The 20,841-nt window shown below is 39.1% G+C and carries 18 protein-coding genes and 1 pseudogene (1 of these 19 only partly in view); 13 read left to right on the top strand and 6 right to left on the bottom strand.

Annotation, left to right across the window (positions count from 1 at the left end; all coding sequences use genetic code 11):
• Window positions 1-2 precede the first annotated feature (2 nt).
• Window positions 3-1,226, top strand: a complete 1,224-nt coding sequence (locus tag DCC35_RS20235) for an alkaline phosphatase family protein (protein WP_137092521.1) — start codon at window positions 3-5, stop codon at window positions 1,224-1,226.
• A 36-nt stretch (window positions 1,227-1,262) separates the two neighbouring features.
• Complete coding sequence (locus DCC35_RS20230) at window positions 1,263-2,750, top strand: MltF family protein (protein ID WP_137092520.1); 1,488 nt, start codon at window positions 1,263-1,265, stop codon at window positions 2,748-2,750.
• On the opposite strand, the gene kynU is transcribed toward DCC35_RS20230, so the two are convergent.
• Window positions 2,747-4,027, bottom strand: coding sequence for a kynureninase (kynU, locus tag DCC35_RS20225; RefSeq protein ID WP_137092519.1), 1,281 nt, complete (start codon window positions 4,025-4,027; stop codon window positions 2,747-2,749). The genes DCC35_RS20230 and kynU overlap by 4 nt on opposite strands.
• Window positions 4,028-4,190: 163 nt before the next feature.
• Here kynU and DCC35_RS20220 point away from each other — a divergent pair, with 163 nt between their 5' ends.
• Both DCC35_RS20220 and DCC35_RS20215 read left to right on the top strand, forming a co-directional pair.
• Entirely contained in the window at window positions 4,191-5,033 is an 843-nt protein-coding gene (locus tag DCC35_RS20220) for a 1,4-dihydroxy-2-naphthoyl-CoA synthase (protein ID WP_137092518.1), read from the top strand.
• 103 nt (window positions 5,034-5,136) lie between these two features.
• Complete coding sequence (locus DCC35_RS20215) at window positions 5,137-6,132, top strand: membrane dipeptidase (protein WP_137092517.1); 996 nt, start codon at window positions 5,137-5,139, stop codon at window positions 6,130-6,132.
• Window positions 6,133-6,136: 4 nt separating this feature from the next.
• Here DCC35_RS20215 and rlmN read toward each other — a convergent pair whose 3' ends face one another.
• Complete coding sequence (rlmN, locus tag DCC35_RS20210; RefSeq protein ID WP_175402886.1) at window positions 6,137-7,195, bottom strand: 23S rRNA (adenine(2503)-C(2))-methyltransferase RlmN; 1,059 nt, start codon at window positions 7,193-7,195, stop codon at window positions 6,137-6,139.
• A gap of 123 nt (window positions 7,196-7,318) precedes the next feature.
• On the opposite strand from rlmN, the gene DCC35_RS20205 reads away from it, so the two are divergent.
• The 3 genes and pseudogenes from DCC35_RS20205 to DCC35_RS20195 all read left to right on the top strand — a co-directional run.
• Entirely contained in the window at window positions 7,319-7,918 is a 600-nt protein-coding gene (locus DCC35_RS20205) for a DUF2179 domain-containing protein (RefSeq protein ID WP_137092515.1), read from the top strand.
• 329 nt (window positions 7,919-8,247) lie between these two features.
• Window positions 8,248-8,499, top strand: coding sequence for a type II toxin-antitoxin system Phd/YefM family antitoxin (locus DCC35_RS20200; protein ID WP_137092514.1), 252 nt, complete (start codon window positions 8,248-8,250; stop codon window positions 8,497-8,499).
• 53 nt (window positions 8,500-8,552) lie between these two features.
• A pseudogene (locus DCC35_RS20195) lies at window positions 8,553-8,750 on the top strand (Txe/YoeB family addiction module toxin); the annotation flags it as partial.
• 218 nt (window positions 8,751-8,968) lie between these two features.
• Here DCC35_RS20195 and DCC35_RS20190 read toward each other — a convergent pair.
• Entirely contained in the window at window positions 8,969-10,513 is a 1,545-nt protein-coding gene (locus DCC35_RS20190) for a T9SS type A sorting domain-containing protein (RefSeq protein WP_137092513.1), read from the bottom strand.
• Between the two features lie 771 nt (window positions 10,514-11,284).
• On the opposite strand from DCC35_RS20190, the gene clpB reads away from it, so the two are divergent.
• The 5 genes from clpB to DCC35_RS20165 all read left to right on the top strand — a co-directional run bounded on the left by clpB (window position 11,285) and on the right by DCC35_RS20165 (window position 17,513).
• On the top strand, window positions 11,285-13,900 hold the full coding sequence (gene clpB, locus DCC35_RS20185) for an ATP-dependent chaperone ClpB (RefSeq protein ID WP_137092512.1): 2,616 nt from the start codon (window positions 11,285-11,287) through the stop codon (window positions 13,898-13,900).
• A gap of 86 nt (window positions 13,901-13,986) precedes the next feature.
• Entirely contained in the window at window positions 13,987-14,619 is a 633-nt protein-coding gene (locus DCC35_RS20180; protein WP_137092511.1) for a trimeric intracellular cation channel family protein, read from the top strand.
• The gene (locus tag DCC35_RS20175; protein ID WP_137092510.1) at window positions 14,603-14,974 is read left to right on the top strand and encodes a DUF1801 domain-containing protein; all 372 of its coding nucleotides are present in this window, start codon (window positions 14,603-14,605) and stop codon (window positions 14,972-14,974) included. The genes DCC35_RS20180 and DCC35_RS20175 overlap by 17 nt, the downstream gene beginning before the upstream one ends.
• A 134-nt stretch (window positions 14,975-15,108) precedes the next feature.
• Window positions 15,109-15,492, top strand: a complete 384-nt coding sequence (locus DCC35_RS20170) for a BlaI/MecI/CopY family transcriptional regulator (protein ID WP_137092509.1) — start codon at window positions 15,109-15,111, stop codon at window positions 15,490-15,492.
• A 2-nt stretch (window positions 15,493-15,494) separates the two neighbouring features.
• The gene (locus DCC35_RS20165) at window positions 15,495-17,513 is read left to right on the top strand and encodes a M56 family metallopeptidase (protein WP_137092508.1); all 2,019 of its coding nucleotides are present in this window, start codon (window positions 15,495-15,497) and stop codon (window positions 17,511-17,513) included.
• 74 nt (window positions 17,514-17,587) lie between these two features.
• Here DCC35_RS20165 and DCC35_RS20160 read toward each other — a convergent pair whose 3' ends face one another.
• The 3 genes from DCC35_RS20160 to DCC35_RS20150 all read right to left on the bottom strand — a co-directional run bounded on the left by DCC35_RS20160 (window position 17,588) and on the right by DCC35_RS20150 (window position 19,396).
• Window positions 17,588-18,193: a superoxide dismutase gene (locus tag DCC35_RS20160; protein WP_137092507.1), complete on the bottom strand. Its 606-nt coding sequence runs from the start codon at window positions 18,191-18,193 to the stop codon at window positions 17,588-17,590.
• A gap of 173 nt (window positions 18,194-18,366) precedes the next feature.
• On the bottom strand, window positions 18,367-18,816 hold the full coding sequence (locus tag DCC35_RS20155; protein WP_137092506.1) for a nucleoside deaminase: 450 nt from the start codon (window positions 18,814-18,816) through the stop codon (window positions 18,367-18,369).
• Between the two features lies 1 nt (window position 18,817).
• A complete protein-coding gene (locus DCC35_RS20150) occupies window positions 18,818-19,396 on the bottom strand; it encodes a hypothetical protein (protein ID WP_137092505.1) in 579 nt (192 codons plus the stop codon).
• A 175-nt stretch (window positions 19,397-19,571) separates the two neighbouring features.
• Between DCC35_RS20150 and aspS the strand changes: the two genes are divergently transcribed.
• Window positions 19,572-20,841 carry the 5' portion of an aspartate--tRNA ligase gene (gene aspS / locus DCC35_RS20145; RefSeq protein WP_137092504.1) on the top strand. The gene runs 485 nt beyond the window's last position, so 1,270 of the gene's 1,755 nt are visible here — the first part of the coding sequence; it begins with the start codon at window positions 19,572-19,574; the stop codon falls past the right edge of the window.

The raw sequence follows: 20,841 nt of genomic DNA, 5'->3' as shown, positions 1-20,841 counted from the left end.
TCATGCGTTTATTGTTTTTATTATTTCTTATTCCGGGATTTATTTATTCCCAATCCGATACAGTAACCATCCTTATTTCTTATGATGGGTTTCGTCACGATTACGTTGAAAAATTTGATCTTGAAAATTTTAAGGAACTGATCAAAGAAGGGGTTGCTGCTGATGGAATAATCCCATCTTATCCTTCAAAAACATTTTCTAATCATTACTCCATTGTAACGGGACTCGAACCCGGTCACCACGGGCTACCCGCCAATACTTTTTATAACCGGGAACTGGGAAAACTATATCAAATAAGAGATAAGGATGTCGTGACTGATGGGCGATTTTATTCCGGACTTCCAATTTGGTGTTATGCCCAGCAAAATGGATTAAAAACCGCCTCATTTTTCTGGGTCGGGTCTGAGGCTTCTATTGATGGTTGTAAACCTGACTATGTACGCCCTTATAATCACAGTCTATCTAACAAGGCAAGGATAGATGGAATGATCGAATGGCTTAACTTACCCAAGGATGAACGCCCAAGGCTGATTCTGGGATATTTTAGCACAATGGATGACTTTGGTCACAAGTATGGACCAAACGCCCCTGAAACTCATAAAGCTGCTGAAAAACTTGATAAAGAACTGGGCTATTTCAGGGAAAAGATCAAAGAATCCGGTATTCCGGTCAATCTCATACTGGTTTCTGATCACGGAATGGAAGACTTAAGCGACTATGAACCTATTTATATAGATTTTGAAAGTAAAGCCTTTAAAGGTAAATATGTGGTTTTAAACGCCGGGCCTTTTGCTTATGTGTACTTTATTGATCAAAAAACTTCCGTTAAAAAAGCAAAAAGAGAGCTTTCTGAATCGATTAATCACGATAAGCTGATTTTTGAGGTGCCCCAAAAGTATAAATCCTTTAAGGGAGAAAAAAAGCCCTGGACTCCTGATCTGATCATTACGGCTCCAAAAAAACACATTTTTCTCGATTCTGAAAGAAAAGATGAGTTTCCAAATGGTTTTGAAAGAGGGGGAACCCATGGTTTTACCTCTGATATGAAGAGTATGCAAGGAATTTTCTATGCAAACGGACCATCTTTCAAACATGGAGAAAAAATAAAATCATTCCAGAATATTCATATATTTTCTTTGTTAGTTAATATTTTGTCCCTTGAACCATATGAATTTATCGATGGAAATGACTTTCTTCTCGAAAAAACTTTAAACCAAGAGCAATAAATTACGTACTTTACCCTATCACCAACCAATAATGTTTTGGGAAAGTATGTATTATTTTTATCTGTATTATTTTTGTCAATCACTTTTTACTCTTGCAGACAATCAGGAGTAAAGCAGAATACTGTATCCAAAGACAGCGCTAATTCCATCCAGGTTGTTAATCTCGATCTTCCCACAATTAAAAGAAGGGGAGTGTTACGTGCTGTTGTAGATAATAGCTCAACGGGTTATTTCATCTACAGGGGTAAACCGATGGGATATGAATACGAACTCCTTCAGCGTCTCGCTAAGGACATGGATATCAAATTAGAGATTAGAATTTCTGATAGCATTGAGGAGGCATTTGATATGCTCAACAGTGGTAAGGTAGATATTATTGCCTATAATCTTTCTGTTACTAAAGAAAGAAAAAAATATGCCACCTTTACTGAGCATCATTCAATAGAAAGACAGGTGCTTGTTCAGCGGAAACCTGATAACTGGCGTAAACTTAAATGGCATCAGATCGAAAATAAGCTCGTTCGTGAGCCTTTAGAACTGATCGGTAAGAAAGTCTATGTGAGAAGTAGCAGCGCTTACCTGACTCGTCTCCAGAACCTTTCTGAAGAAATCGGTGACGATATCTTTATAGTCGAAGCAGAAACCGGCACTACTACGGAAGATCTTATCAGAAGTGTAGCTAACGGAGAGATCGACTATACCATCGCTGATGAGAACATGGCGAAAGCTAATGCCACTTATTACCCGGGTATCGATGTCAAGACTGCTGTCAGTTTTCCACAACGCATCTCATGGGCAGTGAGAAGAAATGCTGACTCCCTGGAAACGACTATCAATCAATGGGTGAGAAAAATGCGGAAAACCAACGATTACTATGTCATCTACAGGAAGTATTTCGAAAATCCGAAATATAATCGTAAATGGGTGAAAAGTGAGTACGCTTCTTTCTCCAGTGAAAAGCTTTCTCCTTATGATGATCAATTTAAAAAAGGAGCTGAGGAAATTGGCTGGGACTGGCTGCTCGTGGCATCAGTCGCATACCAGGAGTCGAGATTTAATCCGAATGTAACCTCATGGGCCGGGGCTCATGGCTTATTTCAGCTATTACCTGAGACCGCAAAAGCATATGGAGTTACAGATACATTTAATCCTGCTGAAAATATAAAGGCTGGAATAGCTCACCTTGAGTGGCTTGATAATTACTGGGAAGATCGCGTAGCTGATAGTGTCGAAAGGAAAAAATTTATCCTTGCCTCATACAATATTGGTCAGGGACACATCTTAGACGCCAGAAGGCTTGCCCGTAAATACGGGGCTGATCCTGAAGTATGGGAAGACAACGTAGAAAAGTATCTATTACTAAAGTCACAGCCTAAATATCACCAGGACGAGGTGGTAAGAAATGGCTACTGCCGTGGAACTGAGACAGTAGCCTATGTGAGAAATATTATGGAACTATACGAACAGTATCAACAGATCTATAACGATTCAACTAAGCTTGAGCGAGTCGCAATGAGAAATTAGAACTGCTTGAAAACTTTTTCCATAAGAGTTACCAGTCGATAAACATCTTCAAACGAATTATACATTGGCGTTGGCGCGAGTCTGATCACATTAGGTTCGCGCCAATCTGCTATTAGACCACCTTCCTGAAGTTTCTTAAACAACTCTTTGCCTCCTTTATGAACAAATAAAGACAACTGACAACCTCTTTCTTCGGGCTTAGATGAAGTGATGATCTCAACTATTGGCTCATCAACTGAGTCATTAAGGCCATTTAGCATAAATTCCAGGTAGCCGGTCAGCTTAACGCTTTTCTCCCTGAGATTCTTAATTCCTGCTTCTTCAAATAAACTTAGTGCTGCCTGGTGAGCAGCAAGGGCAAGAACGTTCTGATTGGCAAGTTGCCAGCCATCTGCCCCGTGCATGGGCTTAAAACCTTTGAGCATCTGGAAACGCTCATCCTGATCATGTCCCCACCATCCGGCAAAACGCGGAAGTTCGTTGTCGTCAGCATATCGCTCATGGACGTATAACCCCGATACATTTCCGGGGCCACTATTCATATATTTGTAAGAACACCAGGTAGCACAGTCAACATCCCAGTCATGAAGTTTCATGATGATATTTCCAGCAGCATGAGCAAGGTCAAACCCAACTTTAGCTCCAGCTTTATGACCGGCTTCGGTAATTGATTTCATATCAAAAACCTGTCCGGTATAATACTGAATGCCCGGAAATAATACCATGGCTATTTCATCTCCATGTTTTTCTATTTGTTCAATGATGTCCTCGTGCCTGATCAGGTATTCTCCTTCTCGAGGGCTCACTTCGATCACGTGATTTTCAGGATTCAGTCCGTGAAATTTCACCTGGCTTTCCACTGCATACATATCCGATGGGAAAGCTCCACCCTCCATGATGATCTTGGTTCTTTTTCCTTCAGGTTTATAAAAGGAAACCATCATCAGGTGAAGATTAGTAGTAAGGTTATTCATCGCTACGATCTCGTGCTCTTTTGCACCGAGGATCTTACTCAAAGCAGGTTTTGACCTGGCATGGCTTTCATACCATGGAGTATCCCCTTCAAAGTGTCCTTCGACACCCATCTCACGCCACTGCTTCATTTCATGTTCAAGGTATTCCTGAGTTCTTTTTGGTTGTAAGCCCAGGCTGTTACCGCAAAAATAAATAGAAGGCTGTCCATTGACTTTTGGTATATGGTATTCATCCCTGAATCGCGAAAGAGCATCTTCACGATCCATTTTATGAGCAAATTCGAGGGTAGCTTCGTAATTCATTATTTGAGTTTTATGTTGCGCGGCTAAATTAACGATTTCTGTCCAACTGAGGCAGCCTGAGACGAAAATTCAGGCTTATACTGATACTTTCCGCGAAAAATATCAGATTTTTATAATCAAGAAGTATTTTTACATTGCATAATCGATATAAAAGAAAGATCAAATGAGTAAAATAAACTGGAAAACCGTAAAGGAATACGAGGATATAACTTATAAAAAATGTGATGGCGTTGCTCGTATCGCATTCAACCGGCCTGATGTGAGAAATGCCTTCAGACCAAAGACTGTGGGTGAATTATTTGAGGCTTTTCTTGATGCAAGGGAAGATACTTCTATTGGAGTAGTTCTTCTATCAGGTGAAGGTCCTTCTTCAAAAGATGGTAAATGGGCATTCTGTAGTGGTGGAGATCAAAATGCACGGGGTCACCAGGGATATGTTGATGATGACGGAATGCCACGACTTAATATCCTGGAAGTTCAGCGATTAATGCGATTTATGCCTAAAGTAGTTATCGCTGTAGTACCGGGCTGGGCTGTTGGAGGTGGTCATAGTCTTCACGTAACATGCGACCTGACCCTTGCCAGTAAAGAAAATGCAATATTTAAACAAACCGATGCTGACGTAACTTCTTTTGACGGTGGTTATGGTTCTGCATACCTGGCAAAAATGGTAGGCCAGAAGAGGGCGAGAGAGATTTTCTTCCTCGGTCGTAATTATTCTGCACAGGAAGCATACGATATGGGAATGGTCAATGCCGTGATTCCTCATGAAGAATTAGAGGATACGGCTTATCAGTGGGCACAGGAGATCCTGGAGAAATCACCTACTTCGATCAAGATGTTGAAATTTGCTTTTAACCTGACTGATGATGGAATGGTTGGACAGCAGGTATTTGCCGGTGAGGCTACCAGGCTTGCATATATGACTGAAGAAGCCAAGGAAGGTCGTAATGCATTTCTTGAGAAAAGAAAGCCTGATTTTAAAGATATCAAGTGGATTCCATAATAGATTCACCGAAATAAAGTTTAAAGCAGTCAGTTTTTCGACTGCTTTTTTTATTTTTATCTAAATTGAGCAATTCCATAATAAAGGAAATTAAAAACAAGCCATGCAAAAATTACCTGTAGTCGATTTTCACTGTGATCTGTTAAGTTACCTTTTACACGTTCAGGATATGCCTGCATTATCTTATGATGCATTAGAGCAAACTGATGATATTGGGGCTTCTCTTCCTGCAATGGAAGCCGGGAAAGTGAAAGTGCAGACCTGTGCGATCTTTACCGCCCCGGGTGATGATAGCGTGGTCAATGCTTTCAGGCAGGCAAGAATCCTGTTTGAGCTCTTTCAAAGAGATTTTCCCTTTAAAAAATGGAAAGGTAAATTCAGAAAGAAGAATATCACGTTGATTCCGGCGATAGAAGGAGCTTCAGGTTTATGCCTGGAAAAAGGTGATGCGGAAGTACAAACGGAAATGAACCTGCTGGCTATGAAACAATGGATCGGAACCCCCTTGTATGTGTCAATGACTCATCATGGAGAAAACAGGTTTGGTGGTGGCAACAAGGCCCAGGGCATCGGTTTAAAAGAAGATGGTGAAACGCTGCTGGAAATTTTAGCAAAGTATGGCATTTGCATTGACCTCTCACATTCCAGCTATCAGCTTGCTGAAGATATTATAAACTATAAAGAAAAAAAAGGCCTTGATCTGAGGGTAATAGCTTCCCATTCAAATTTTCGGGAAGTCTATGAACACGACCGAAATCTGACCGATGAGCATGCTAAATATATCATTCAAAATAACGGGATAATCGGTATCACCTATCTAAGGGATTACATGCACAAAGAAAAGCCCGAATATTATTTAGAGCATATTGAGCATGGAATTAAATTAGGCGGGGAAAACTACCTGGTTCAGGGAGCGGATTTCTTTTATTGGGCAGATTATGAACCTGAAAGACATCCATTGTTTTTTCCTGACCTGGCAGATTCATCTAAGTTTCCGAAAGTGACTAAGAAAATCGCAAAGGAATTCGGGGCAGACTTTGCCGAACGCTATATGAATAAAACCGGGATGCAGTTTCTTTCTGAAAATTATATTGGATAACTGATCAGGCAGTTTCTTTGTGGCCTTTATTTGCCAGCTGTCCGCATGCTGCGTCAATATCTTTACCACGACTTCTTCGTACATTTACATTGACACCTTTACGCTCCAGGTAGGCAGCAAACTTATCGAGCTTGTCCTCTTCGGTATTTACGAAGTCAGCCTGGTCGATCGGATTGTATTCAATGATGTTTACTTTAGAAGGAACGACCTTAGTGAACTGGTAAAGTTCTTCTGCATCTTCAAGGCTATCATTAAAATTGTTAAAAACGATATATTCATACGTGACCATCATTTTGGTCTTTTCGTAATAGTATTTCAATGAATCTGCCAGGGCTTCAAGAGTATTCGACTCATTGATCGGCATGATCTTATCCCGCTTTTCATCATTCGCTGCATGAAGAGACAGGGCAAGATTAAATTTCGCATCATCATCTGCGAGTTTTTTGATCATTTTGGGGATACCGGCAGTTGAAACTGTAATTCTTTTTGAGGCCATGTTTAAACCATATTCTGCGGTAACGTATTCGGCAGATTTGAATACATGGCTATAATTTAAAAGAGGCTCACCCATTCCCATATAAACAATATTCGTTAATGGGCGATCATACAATTCTTCCGCCAGTTGCCTGATCAGCACTACCTGATCATAAATTTCAGCAGCTTCGATATTTCTCTTTCGATCAAGAAATCCGGTAGCACAAAATGCACATGAAAGAGAACAACCCACTTGTGAAGAAATACAGGCAGTGATTCTTTTGGATGTTGGAATCAGTACTCCTTCTACTAAATGGCCATCGTGAAGTTTGAATCCGATTTTGATCGTCCCGTCATTACTTTTTTGCTGGTTAGCAATGGTGACCGGGTTAATTACGAATTGCTCTTTCAGCCATTCGCGAAGGTCTTTCGATAGGTTAGTCATTTCGTCAAAAGTACGGGCAGACTTTTTCCATAACCATTCATGAACCTGCTTAGCTCTGAAGGCTTTCTCCCCGTTTTCAACAAAAACTTTTTTTAGTTCGTCAGGCTTTAACGACCTGATATCCTTTTTCTTCACTACTGCCATGATGCAAATGTACGTAGAATAGACGATAGTGTTTTAAAAAATCAACTTATCCTGCCGTGAATGATATAAATTTGAGTGAAAAGAAAGAAATTACTTCTAAAACCAAAAAAAGATTTAGGTTAAATGGATTTTGCAGCAGTTCTAGGTATCAGTCAGGAAGTGTTTGAATTTGTGGTCCTCCCGGTGATCATATTTCTGGCAAGAATTATCGATGTGCCCTTAAATACTTTGAGAGTGATATACATGCTCCAGGGGAAAAGAGGGTTGTCAACAGCACTTGGATTTTTAGAAGCCTTGATCTGGTTGATAGCAATTAGTCAGATCATGCAGCATTTGTCAAATCCGATATCCTATATCGCTTACGCAGGTGGTTTTGCAGCAGGAATTTATGTTGGGATGGGAATCGAGGAAAAACTTGCTATAGGAAATGTAGTGATCAGGATTATAACCCAGCGAAATGCCTCAAAATTATTGAAAGCTCTAAAATCAAAAGATTATAAATTCACTGAAGTCGAGGCCCATGGCAGCAAAGGCGAGGTAAGTGTTATTTTCGTTATAGCCAGCCGAAAGCAACTTCATGAGTTGGAAGGATTAATCAAGGATAACAATCCAAAAGCTTTTATGACAGTGGAGGGAGTAAAGAGCGTTAAAGAATTTGACGAAATGATGGAAGCTCCAATCCCAAAGTCTTTCTTAAAGAGTCCGTTTTTGAAGGTGAAGTGAAATCATTAATTCATTCGCCGTAGTTCCTCTTCTCACAATATAATTACCGCCCTGCTTCGTGTCTCCACGAATACCGCCCTGGTTTGTGTCTTTACGAATACTGCCCTGGTTCGTGGAATACTGCCCTGGTTCGTGTCTCCACGAACCAGTTCCAATCTAACCGTTTAGTCCTGGATTGTGTTTTCACTATCCAGAAAAGGCATAATAATTGAATTTAATTTCCGGTGTGAGCAGGAAAAACAAATCTGGTGATATAAGCAGGCTGTATTTTTATAAGTTTTAAGTTATTAATTAAGTGCTTTTTTAGCAATTTTAATAAAAGAGTTGATATGAAAGTAATTAACTATACTGACTTAAGGGGTAACCTAAAAAAATGGCTGGACTTAGTCGTTGATGATGTTGAAGAATTAATAATAAAGAGAAAGAATAATAAAGACCTGGTTTTAATTTCTCTGGAGGAATATAATTCCTTAAAAGAAACAAGTTATTTGCTTTCTGGTAAAAACAGGGATGTTTTGATGAAATCAGTAAATGAGGCCAAAGATGGTAATACTGAAACTCATGACTTAATAGAAGAATGAAAATTACCTGGACCTCCACAGCCTGGAAAGATTATATTTAATGGCAATCTGCAGATAAAAAGAAATTAAAACGTATTAATCAGCTGATTAAAGCTACACTTAGAGATCCGTTTAAGGGTGTTGGAAACCCAGAACCATTAAAACATGATCTTCAGGGATTTTGGTCCCGCAGAATAGATGGAGAACACAGGCTGGTGTACTCTTTTGAAGCAGAAACATTAACAATAGTTGCATGTCGCTATCACTATTAGTAGTTAATTCTGCTTTCCGCCCTTGTTCGTGTCTCCACGAATACTGCCCTTGTTCGTGTCTCCACGAACAAGTTATAGGCGACTGAAATCACATTTCCAATAGCAGTCAAAAACTAATAACCAATAACCCCATAACTAATCTCCCCTGACACGTAGTAAGCTAAAAACCTCCTTAAGAATCAGCTTAAGGAGGTTTTTAATTTGAGTAAAGTGCTATATTATCTTTTCAATAGCCTGATTGTTGCTTTTTTATTATCTGCATTTATGGCAATCAAATATGTTCCGGGCTTTTCTGTTAGAGCAAGATCTATTCTTTGTTGCTGCTTGAAAGACTCAGAACGGATGAGTCCTCCTTTGATATCGAAAATTGAAATCTCAACCTTATTGAAGTAAGATCCCATTTCTATAGAAAAGTTGCCATCAGTTGGATTTGGATATACTTTTAAATCGTTTCCAAATTCATTTTGAACAATGCCCAGGGGTGAAATAGTTATGCAGGCCGTAGTGTCCACACAACTGTTTTTAGTGAGCTGTGCTGCGTAAGAACCATTTTCTGTAGCAGTAAATGACTGATTCGTCTCTCCGGGAATTACAGCAAAATCATTATCACAATCCAGCCATTGATAGGTGACATTGGTGTTATTAACTGTTATCGTTGAACCATCTGTGGTAGTCGTTAAATCTGAAATTCTTTCAATAGTCAGGTTTAGAGTAAGCAGGGAATCACAGCCATTTGCAGCTCCTCCTTCAATATTATAAGTTACAGTATTGTTGCTTTCAGTATATGTATTTCCGTCTATCCAGGTAAAGGAATCGCATGCGGTTTGTGTGTCTGTTCCAGTAGCAGAGTTTAGAATGGTCAGGTTTAGAGCAACTAAAGAATCACATCCGTTAGAGGCTCCTCCTTCAATGTTAAAGGTAGCTGTATTGTTGCTTTCAGTATAAGTGTTACCATCAATCCAGGTAAAGGAATCGCAGGCTGTTTGTGTATCAATTCCTGTTTCAGGTGTATCCGTAACATTAATTGTGATTGAGGAGCTATTTGTTGCAGGTCTGACTGCAGCTCCTTCCTGAGCGGATACGTTATATGTTATAGTATGAGAACCGGCACCTGCAGCCGCAGGGTCAAAAGTATTTCCGGATACACCGGGACCAGAGAAAGTTCCTCCTGCTGTACCAGTTATTGTTAATGACACAGCTTCATCACAAACAGCAAATGAAGTTGCCGGAATTGTAAATGATGGATCTGGCAATATTGTTAAAGTTAAAGGGAAACTTAATTGATTATCGTTTTGCGGAGCAATTGCCGATGTGCAATTATTATCAAAGAGTGTAACGTCGACAAGAACACTAACACTTACTTCAAACTCACCCGCTTCTGTCGGAGTTCCTGATACACTTATGCATCCATTTGCAGGTGAAGAATATAGGGACTGATTCGAAGTTCCGGTAATGCCATTTGGTAATCCGGCAAAATTTATATTATCTAATTCGTCCACTCGAACATTGGTCCCGCTAAAGGAAGGATCCAGTAACCCTGCATCAAAGCAATTATCTGTAATATGAAACGATTCAAAGTCTGAATAAGCTTCATTTACATTGCCGGCTATAAATGATGAATCGCATATTCCACCGTAAGTTGGCAGGGAACTTAAGCAATCGACCGGTGTACATTGAGAGTAACCGGAACTGCTAACTATTGAGAGCAAAATACAGGTGAGCGCAATTTTACAGTTGGTGATTAATGTGTATCTGTTTATCATAATCCTGAATGTTGATTTCTAATGTTTTGTCATAAAGGTTAATACCCACCAGATCTGCTATACCAAAAACATTTAACCTCCTATATAAATATAACTGACTTATTGAAATATAAAAAAAGTGAGAGGTAATTGTCTTTTTTAATGGAATACTCTTGCGAAGCTGTCTGGATTTTAATGAGATATTAGTGAATACTTGCGACATGGGACAAGGATTAATTGATGTTATTTTGTTGTGGAATGACCAAGTCACAGACTCTGCATTTCATAAAAAGTTTGAAGTTGTCCTGCGGAACACCCCCAACAGCGGGGGTTATGACATTCTAGAGTGGTGGTTGATGCCAGGTGGTTAACCAGGTAATTCTTAACCTACCTTTGAAATTCCATTTTTATACATTGCACTTTTTCATCTCTCACTCTACTTCCGCCCTGGTTCGTGTCTCCACGAAACAGCTGCAAGCGAATGAAATTATATTTTCAATAGCAGTCCCAAAAACTAAAAACCAATAACCCAATAACCAATAACTACCCTATTCCCTCTCCTAATAAATTGTTAAATTAATAAAGGGCCACCTCTTCTAAACGAGACTAAACCCTCTGTCATTACGGCAGTATTCATGAGTAAATCAATTCAATTTCAGACAAAATGTCTTAAAATAATGCTATTTTATCACTCGACACTGCAGTTTTTTCTTGTTTAAGTCTAAAAATGCCGATTGGTAGAATTATTGATTATTACATACAGGAAATTGACATAAGAAACTATAAATAGATATGACATTCGATAATTATACATTAAAATCACAGGAAGCCATTCAAAAGGCTACCGAGATAGCATTGGCCCACGAACAGCAGGCTGTAGAGACTGGCCATTTGCTCAAAGGAATCATTTCAACTGACGAAAATGTGTTTTCGTACCTGGCTAAAAAGCTTAATGTAAATACTCCTGTACTAAATGATGAACTTGATAATCTCATCAAAGCTTATCCAAAAGTGTCAGGCGGTAAACCCTATTTATCTAATGATGCTCATCAGACGCTTACAGAAGCAAATAAAACATTAAAAACCTTCGGCGATGAGTATGTTGCGGTTGAGCATATCATCCTTGGGCTATTAAAAGGAAAGGATAATACTGCCAAACTTCTGAAAAATCACGGATTTAACGAGTCTGATGCAGTCAAAGCAATTAAAGAATTGAGAGGAGGATCTAAGGTAACTGATCAGAACGCTGAAAATAAGTATCAGGCACTTTCCAGGTACTCGATCAACCTGAACGAGCAGGCAAGACAGGGTAAAATCGACCCCGTGATCGGACGAGATGAAGAGATCAGACGGGTTCTTCAGATTCTTTCCAGAAGAACTAAGAATAACCCAATGTTATTGGGTGAACCGGGTGTAGGTAAAACGGCTATAGTTGAAGGAATGGCTCAGCGAATCGTCGATGGAGACGTACCTGAAAACCTCAAGTCGAAAACGATTATTTCTCTGGATATGGGACTGCTCGTAGCAGGAGCCAAATACAAAGGTGAGTTTGAGGAAAGACTAAAATCGGTTATTAAAGAGGTAAAGGATTCCGATGGTGAGATCATTCTTTTCATTGATGAGATCCATACGCTGATCGGTGCCGGAGGTGGTGGTGAAGGCGCAATGGATGCGGCTAACTTATTAAAGCCTGCTCTGGCGCGGGGTGAACTGCATGCAATTGGTGCGACAACGCTAAAGGAATACCAGAAGTATATCGAGAAGGATAAGGCACTGGAAAGACGATTCCAGTCGGTCACTGTCGATGAACCAAGTGAGGAAGATGCTATTTCCATTCTCCGTGGTATTAAAGATAAGTATGAGCTTCACCATGGTGTGAGGGTAAAAGATGATGCGGTTATTGCTGCAGTAGAATTGTCTAACAGGTATATTTCTGATAGATTTTTGCCTGACAAAGCCATTGACTTAATGGATGAGGCCGCTTCAAAGCTTAGAATAGAAATAGATTCACTGCCGGAAGAACTCGATGAGTTGAACAGGAGGATCATGCAGCTCGAGATCGAACGCGAGGCCATCAGGCGTGAAAAAGACAAAGAAAAGGAAACGATACTAAATAAGGATATTGCAGAGCTTAGTGAGCAACGCGATAGTCTGAAGGCTAAGTGGGAAAACGAAAAAAGCGTTATCCAGGGAATTCAGCATGCTAAGGAAGAAATCGATAAGCTGAAACTGGAAGCAGAAAAAGCTGAGCGATCTGGAGAGTATGAAAAAGTAGCCGAGATCAGGTATGGCAAGCTGGTAGAGACTCAGAATAAACTTGAGGAGCTGCAAAAGCAGGTTTCTGAAATGCAAGGCGAAGAAAGTCTGTTAAAAGAAGAAGTGGATTCAGAAGATATTGCAGAGGTAGTTGCTCGCTGGACTGGTATTCCGGTGAGTAAAATGCTCGAAAGTGAAAGAGAAAAACTGCTTCACCTGGAAGGAGAATTGGGTAAACGAGTCGCTGGTCAAAAAGAGGCGATCCAGGCACTTTCTGATGCTGTGCGTAGAAGCCGGGCCGGACTGCAGGATCCGAAACGACCTATAGGAAGTTTTATTTTCATGGGTACCACAGGTGTTGGTAAAACGGAGCTGGCAAAATCACTGGCAGATTATCTCTTCAATGATGAGAATGCCATGGTGCGAATAGATATGTCCGAATACCAGGAAAGACATGCGGTAAGTAGACTGGTCGGAGCGCCTCCGGGCTATGTTGGTTACGATGAAGGAGGTCAGCTTACCGAAGCAGTAAGGAGAAAGCCATATAGCGTGGTCTTACTTGATGAGATCGAAAAGGCACACCCGGATGTATTTAATATCCTGCTCCAGGTGCTTGATGATGGTCGACTAACTGATAATAAAGGTCGTGTCGCAAACTTTAAAAATACCATCATTATCATGACCACTAATATTGGTTCGAATATCATTCAAAGTAATTTTGAAATGATGGATGAATTAAATCATGATGATGTAATCGAGAAGACTAAAAACGAGGTATTCGAGCTGATGAAAAAGTCTGTCAGACCTGAATTCCTTAACAGGATCGATGAACTGATTATGTTCAGACCGCTGTCGAAAGAGGATATCAGAAAAATCGTTGGCATCCAGTTTAATATGATCAAAAATAGACTTGAGCATAATGGAATTAAGCTTGAGGCGACTGATGCAGCTCTTGATTACCTGGGTAAGACTGGTTATGATCCAACATTCGGTGCCAGACCATTGAAGCGAGTAATTCAACGAGAAGTGTTAAACGAGCTCTCTAAAGAAATTCTTGCAGGAAATATTCAAAAAGACTCAGTCGTAGGAATAGATATTGAGGGAGATGAAATAGTCTTTATGAACCTTGATAAGGTGCAATTAGAAGATTAAAGTAATTCATTATTAAAAAGTTAACCGTTGCCATGAGGCAGCGGTTTTTTTTTGTTAGTTTAGCGCCGAATTTAAAGATTGCCTCGATGATGTTAACTTTTCCTGAATTTATAGAGTACGCAGGAACTTATGTGCTTGCAATAAGTGGAATTCGACTTGCTGCTGCTGCCAAAGTTGACCTTTTTGGTGCAGTGGTAATTGGAATTGTTACGTCAGTTGGAGGAGGAACGATCAGGGATCTTCTGCTGAATGCCACTCCTTTCTGGATGGATGATCCAAAATACTTTATAACCATATTAGTAGGTACAGCTTCAGTGGTGATTTTCAGGAACAGGTTAGTCAGGCTTGAAAATACCTTCTTTATTTTCGATACCATTGGATTAGGAATGTTTACCCTTATTGGAATTGAAAAGACACTTTTATATGGTCATCCCTATTGGGTAGCTATGATCCTCGGAATGATCACAGGAATTGCAGGTGGTATCACAAGGGATATTTTGATCAATGAAGTGCCCCTGATATTCAGGAAGGAGATATATGCTGGCGCTTGTATAATCGGCGGGTTAGCATATGCTTTATTTGATAAATTTGCCATCACAAGTAACTGGGCTGATGTTGCCTGTGTTACCACTGTTATTGTAATTAGAACTGTCGCAATTAAATATCAACTGGGATTACCAGTTATCCAGGCAGATCAACCAGATGAAAGCAACACCTAATCAGAAATCGGATCATGTTACCAGTCTCCTGGCAGATAACCTGGAGAAATCATTATATATAAAAGCTGAAGAAATAAGGCAATGGCTTCTTGATACTCCGGGTATTTCAGAAGCAGTTAAATATAAGATTCCCTTTTACGATTTCCACGGTCCACTAATTTATTTCAATCCTCAGAAAGATCATTTGATTATTGGTTTTACTAAAGGAACCAGAATAGAAGATCCCTTTGGATTACTAATAGGAGATCAAAAACAGATTCGTCATTTCATGCTTGACGATATAGTTGATTTCAGGGAAACCCTACCATTTTATATAGATGAGGCCATCAGGATCAATAAAATTCTTAAAAAGTAATAGATGGAATTATCTGCCACTCATCAATTTAACCCACCATTTAACACTTTTTTACGAATATTTTCGTAGATAATTTTTAACTACGAATAAAATCGTATATAATTGTAATACGAAATTAATCGTAGTAGCAAATTATGAGTGTTTCAAAACCCACTGAATCTGAATTAGATGTTTTACGTGTCTTATGGGACAAAGGCCCATCGACTGTACGCGAAGTACATGATGAATTGTCCAGGCAAAAAGATACGGGATACACAACAACTTTGAAGATCATGCAACTAATGCATGAGAAAAAGTATCTTTCCAGAGAGAAGCACGGAAAAACACATATTTATAAAGCAGAAATAGATCGTAAGCAGACAAGCGATAAGCTTATAGACCGTTTACTGGAGACGACCTTTCAAGGGTCGGCAGCAAAACTTGTGATGCATTTATTAGGAAATAATAAAACTGATAAAGCAGAGCTGGAAAAGATCAAGAAATACCTCGACGACATTGAAGATTCTCAACAAAATTAAAAATGCTGACATTCGAATCATATAATCGCATCATTGAATCGATTGGATGGACCCTCGTCCATGCTTTATGGCAATTTGCCCTGATTGGAATTTTATTTTTACTGATCAGGCCATTAGTAAGGAATAAACCAAAAGTTATGTATTGGCTGACCTTTGGAGCCCTACTTGGCGGACTTGGATGGAGCGTTCAAACTTTTATAATGCACTGGAATGATTTGGCAGGAGCTACATCTGAGTCATTAAGTCTTTTTGATAACAAGGTAGAGTATTTAATCACCGCGAATGATCCCGGTGTTATGAATTTTTGGGAAGGTTTGGCTAACCGTATTCGCCCATTTTTACCTGAGCTGGTAATAGTATGGAGTGCAGGGGCATTTTTACTTGGTTTTAGATTGATTGGAAGTTATGCTTACCTGAGGATATTAAAAAATAAAGCAACAGAATTAGTCGATAGTCAATGGAATGATGTACTAGATAAATTAAAGAAGTCGCTTAACATTAATAAGGATATTAAAATTTTGAAATCGGCGGCTATTTACGGGCCGATGGTCATGGGGCACTTAAAGCCGGTAATTCTAATTCCCGTCGGATTGGCTACAGGACTTCCTTCTCAGCAAATCGAAGCTATCTTAGCTCATGAACTTGCTCATATAAAAAGAAGTGATTACCTGGTGAACTTTGTTCAGTCGCTTGTAGAAGTGATATTTTTCTATCATCCAATGGTGTGGTATCTGAGTGATATCCTGCGCCATGAAAGAGAGGTTTGCTGTGATTCGGTAGCTTTAAATTACCAGCCATCATCAATACAATACGCGAAATTATTAACTAAACTTGAAGAATATGCAATAAATCAACAGAGTCCTGCGATGCAGTTAGGTGGGCAGTCGAAACACAGTTTGCTACTTAGAATTCAACGAATTGTTCAACCTAAAATGCAAAAAAAGACGATGAAAGATAAAATAATACCTTTAGTAATCCTGGTTGTTGCTGTAGTGGCAATGAGTTTTATGGATGTCGGCAAGAAAAAATTATTAGAAGCCGAGCAAAAGATGAGTGAATTGCTCGATACTACGAAGGAGAATAAAATAATAGAATTTCCTGAAGAGGCTGAGGTGGCTCAAGTACCCGAGGTGCCTGAAAATCCTTCGCCTGTTAAAGAAATCGTGCCTGTTCAACCGGTAGAGCCTTCAGAGCAACCAGAATCGCCTGAAGCGATTTCTGAGGTAACATTAACCTCACCAGTTAAGCCGCGGAAATTTAGAATATATGATGTTGCACGGGTTTATAAGCAAGGTGATAAGGTATATTTTGTAAGTCCTGATACAATACCAAGTTCTGAGGAGGGAGTGAAATATATATTCAGAAGTGGCGACAACGAAAAGGTTGTAATTGTCAATGCTAATGATATCTCTGAAAATGTGAAGCGCTCTATGGAAGCCGCTTACTCAAGCATGAAAAACATTGACTTTGAGAAAATCATGGCTGATGCACAGATAGACCAGGAGCATATTCAAAAGAGCTTGAAAATAGCAATGGAAAGTCTGGATTTAAGTAAAATGAATTTTGATTTTACTTTTGAAAATGACTCAATGTTAACTCCTGAAGAAAAAGCTCAAATGAGACAGGAACTGGAGCAGGCCAGAGAAGAAATAATCCAGGCAAAAGAGGAGATTAGAAGAGAGATGGAAGAGATCAAAGTGGAGATCGACCAGGAAAAAATTAACAGAGATGTAAAGCGTGAGTTAGAGAAAGCTCAAAGAGAACTAAAAAGAGAGATGGCTGAGCTTAAAATTGAAATGGAAGAGTTCGAAAAAGAGATGGAAGAAAGAAATGCCAGGCTTAAAGCAGAGCTTATAAAAGATGGGTATTTAAATTCTAAAGATGAACTAACTACAATAGAGGTCAGAGATGATGAAGAGATAAAAGTAAATGGTAAGAAGATCAAACCTCAACATCAGAAGAAGTATCAGAAAATATTAAACGATATGATTGATATTGATCCGGATATAGATATTGATTGATCACATGTATAGATAAATGAAAAAGGCCGGAATTAACTCCGGCCTTTTTCGTTGTTCACCTGTTTAAAATAATATTATTTATTAGCAGCGTAAAGTTCTGCTACTTTGTCCCAGTTAATAATGTTAAAGAAATTAGAAATATAGTCTGGGCGTTTATTTTGATATTTCAGGTAGTAAGCATGTTCCCATACATCCAGACCTAAAATTGGGAATCCACCACATCCTACTCCTGGCATTAATGGATTGTCCTGGTTTGGAGAAGAGCAGATCTCAACTTTTCCACCCGGGTGAACGCAAAGCCATGCCCATCCAGATCCGAATCTTCCAGCTGCTGCACTAGAGAATTCCTCTTTGAACTTGTCGTATGATCCGTAAGCATCATTGATTGCATCCCCTAGCTCTCCGGAAGGTTGGCCGCCGCCATTAGGACTCATTACTTCCCAGAATAGGTTGTGATTGTAAAAACCACCACCATTATTTCTTACTGCTGTGTTATCTGAATGATTTTTTAAAAGGTCTTCGATACTTTTGCCTTCCATATCAGAACCTTCCACAGCTCCGTTCAATTTTTTTGTATATCCCGCATGGTGTTTGGAGTGATGGATCTCCATAGTTTGAGCGTCAATATTTGGTTCTAACGCATCATATTCATACGGTAAACTTGGTAATTCGAATGCCATAATTAATCGTGGTTTATTATTGGTTAAACAAATACTATTTATAATAATATAAACTGTTTATTCAATGTAATGTTACATTGATTTTATAATACGGTCAAGGCGAATGCCGGGTGGTTTGGCATGTGTGTTATAAAATTAACTGTTTTTTTATAAACCAATCCTGTTTATGGACGCTATTTTCTCAGATCTGAAAAAAAATCCTGAATGAGAGATTTGCATTCGGTTTCTAATACACCGAATTTAATTTTCGTTTTTGGATGGAGGGGTGAAGGGTTTAAACGACGAAACCCTCGCTGCAGATCGGGAGCACCATAGACAATTTCACTGATTTGCGACCAGGCCAATGCTCCTGCACACATTGTACAAGGCTCAAGAGTGACAAATAATCGGCAATCAGTAAGATATTTTCCTCCAAGATTTTCGGCTGCCGAGGTAATTGCGATCATTTCTGCATGGGCTGTAACATCGGTGAGTATTTCTGTTTGATTGTATGCTCTGGCAATAATTCTGTTGTTACAAACAATGACAGCTCCGACAGGGATTTCTCCTTCTTCGTAAGCAATTTGTGCCTGCTTTAAAGCCTCTTTCATGAAATGCTCATCCGAATGTACGCTTAGCCCCATATTATTTTTGTTTTGGCTTTTTGAGTTTTATGCTTTCCATACTTATTTCAATGATCTCTTTCCAGTTTTGCTTTGCTCCCTGAGGTGAAGAAAAACTCATGATCCATAATTTACCATCATGAATAAGGTATTGTATGTAGTTGTATTTTCGGATAGTCGGACGAGGGATCATCGAATTTTTCGGTGGATAAACCACTGTTTCCATTTCAAGAACGGCGACTTTTTTCCCTTCAAGGTCAATTATCTCTTCCTTCAGAATATTTATTTCGTCAAAAAGGTCGTAGATAGTTGCTTTGTAAAAGCCATATAATAATTCAATATCCTCTTCTGGCCATGGAGTTTCTGATTTATTAATAATGAATTCAGATTGTTTGTCAGCACTGATATATGCAAATGCTGCAGGATCTGCAGATCTGTATTTTGCATAGAGTTCATCGTCAGTCATTTTTGTAAAACCTTCAGGGATTTTTATCTGAAAGCTTTCACTAACTGTAGCTTTTTCCAGGCTAAGTCCTTCCTGTGCGAAGCTTATAGCTACAGAAAAGAAAAATAATATAAGGGCAAAAAATTGATTCTTCATTCTTTATAAAGTTATTCAGGCATTTAAACGATATTTTCTCTTATTTCTTATATACGAGAAAAATACACTGCAAATCTATGATATATTTTACTTGTTTGTAGCTGAAATTAAAAACCATTGGAGATTTTGTCATTTCCTTTTATAAATTTGTAGCCAATATAAAAATAAAGTTGAAATGTTACGAACACATACTTGCGGTGAATTGCGCATTGAACATACCGGACAGAAGGTTGAATTAAGTGGATGGGTACAGAGAATTCGTGATAAAGGAGGAATGATCTGGATTGATCTTCGCGATCGATATGGTATTACACAATTGATCTTCCAGGAAGGCGAAACTAATTCTGAAGTTATTGAGAAGGTTCGCGAAATGGGACGGGAGTTTGTTATAAATGCAAAAGGAGAAGTAAAAGAACGTTATTCTAAAAATGACAAGATCCCAACCGGTGATGTTGAAGTGTTCGTTGAAGACATAGAAATACTTAATTCCTCCAAAGTTCCTCCATTTACTATTGAGGATGATACTGATGGAGGTGAGGAATTGAGAATGAAATACCGCTACCTTGATTTAAGAAGAAACGTAGTTAGAAAAAATCTTGTTTTAAGACACAAGTTGGCCCAGGCTACACGCCGCTATCTTGATGGTCAGGACTTTTTAGAAGTGGAAACCCCTGTATTAATAAAATCTACTCCTGAGGGAGCACGAGATTTTGTTGTGCCTTCAAGAATGAATGCCGGAGAGTTTTATGCACTTCCTCAGTCACCTCAAACTTTCAAGCAGTTGCTGATGGTTTCAGGTTATGACAGATACTTTCAGATTGTAAAATGTTTTAGAGATGAGGACCTGAGAGCAGATCGCCAGCCGGAGTTTACTCAAATAGACTGCGAAATGGCATTTGTAGAACAGGAAGATATTCTTGATACCTTCGAGGGAATGACAAAATCTCTTTTCAAAGAGGTGCTTAATGTGGATGTGGAAGATTTTAAACGCATGCCATATTCAGAAGCGATGAAGTATTATGGTTCTGACAAACCGGATACAAGGTTCGATATGAAGTTTGTTGAATTGAACGAAGTAGCCCAGAATAAAGGATTCAAAGTTTTTGATAGTGCAGAGCTTGTAGTTGGAATTGTTGCAGAGGGTTGTGGGGACTATTCCAGAAAACAAGTTGATGAGTTGACCAAATGGGTTCAACGTCCACAGATAGGTGCGAAAGGATTAGTATATGTAAAATGTAATGAAGACGGATCGTTTAAATCTTCAGTAGATAAATTCTTTAGCCAGGATGACCTGAAAGGATGGGCTGAAAAAATGAATGCTTCCGCTGGTGATTTATTGTTGATTCTTTCCGGAGATACTAATACGGTAAGAAAACAATTAAATGAGTTGAGACTGGAAATGGGTAAACGTCTTGGCCTTAGAGATAATAAAGTGTTTGCTCCAC

Source organism: Mangrovivirga cuniculi, from assembly GCF_005166025.1.
GTDB lineage: Bacteria > Bacteroidota > Bacteroidia > Cytophagales > Cyclobacteriaceae > Mangrovivirga > Mangrovivirga cuniculi.
Note: the sequence above shows the minus strand (reverse complement) of the source record. Positions and strands in the feature narration are given on the sequence as shown.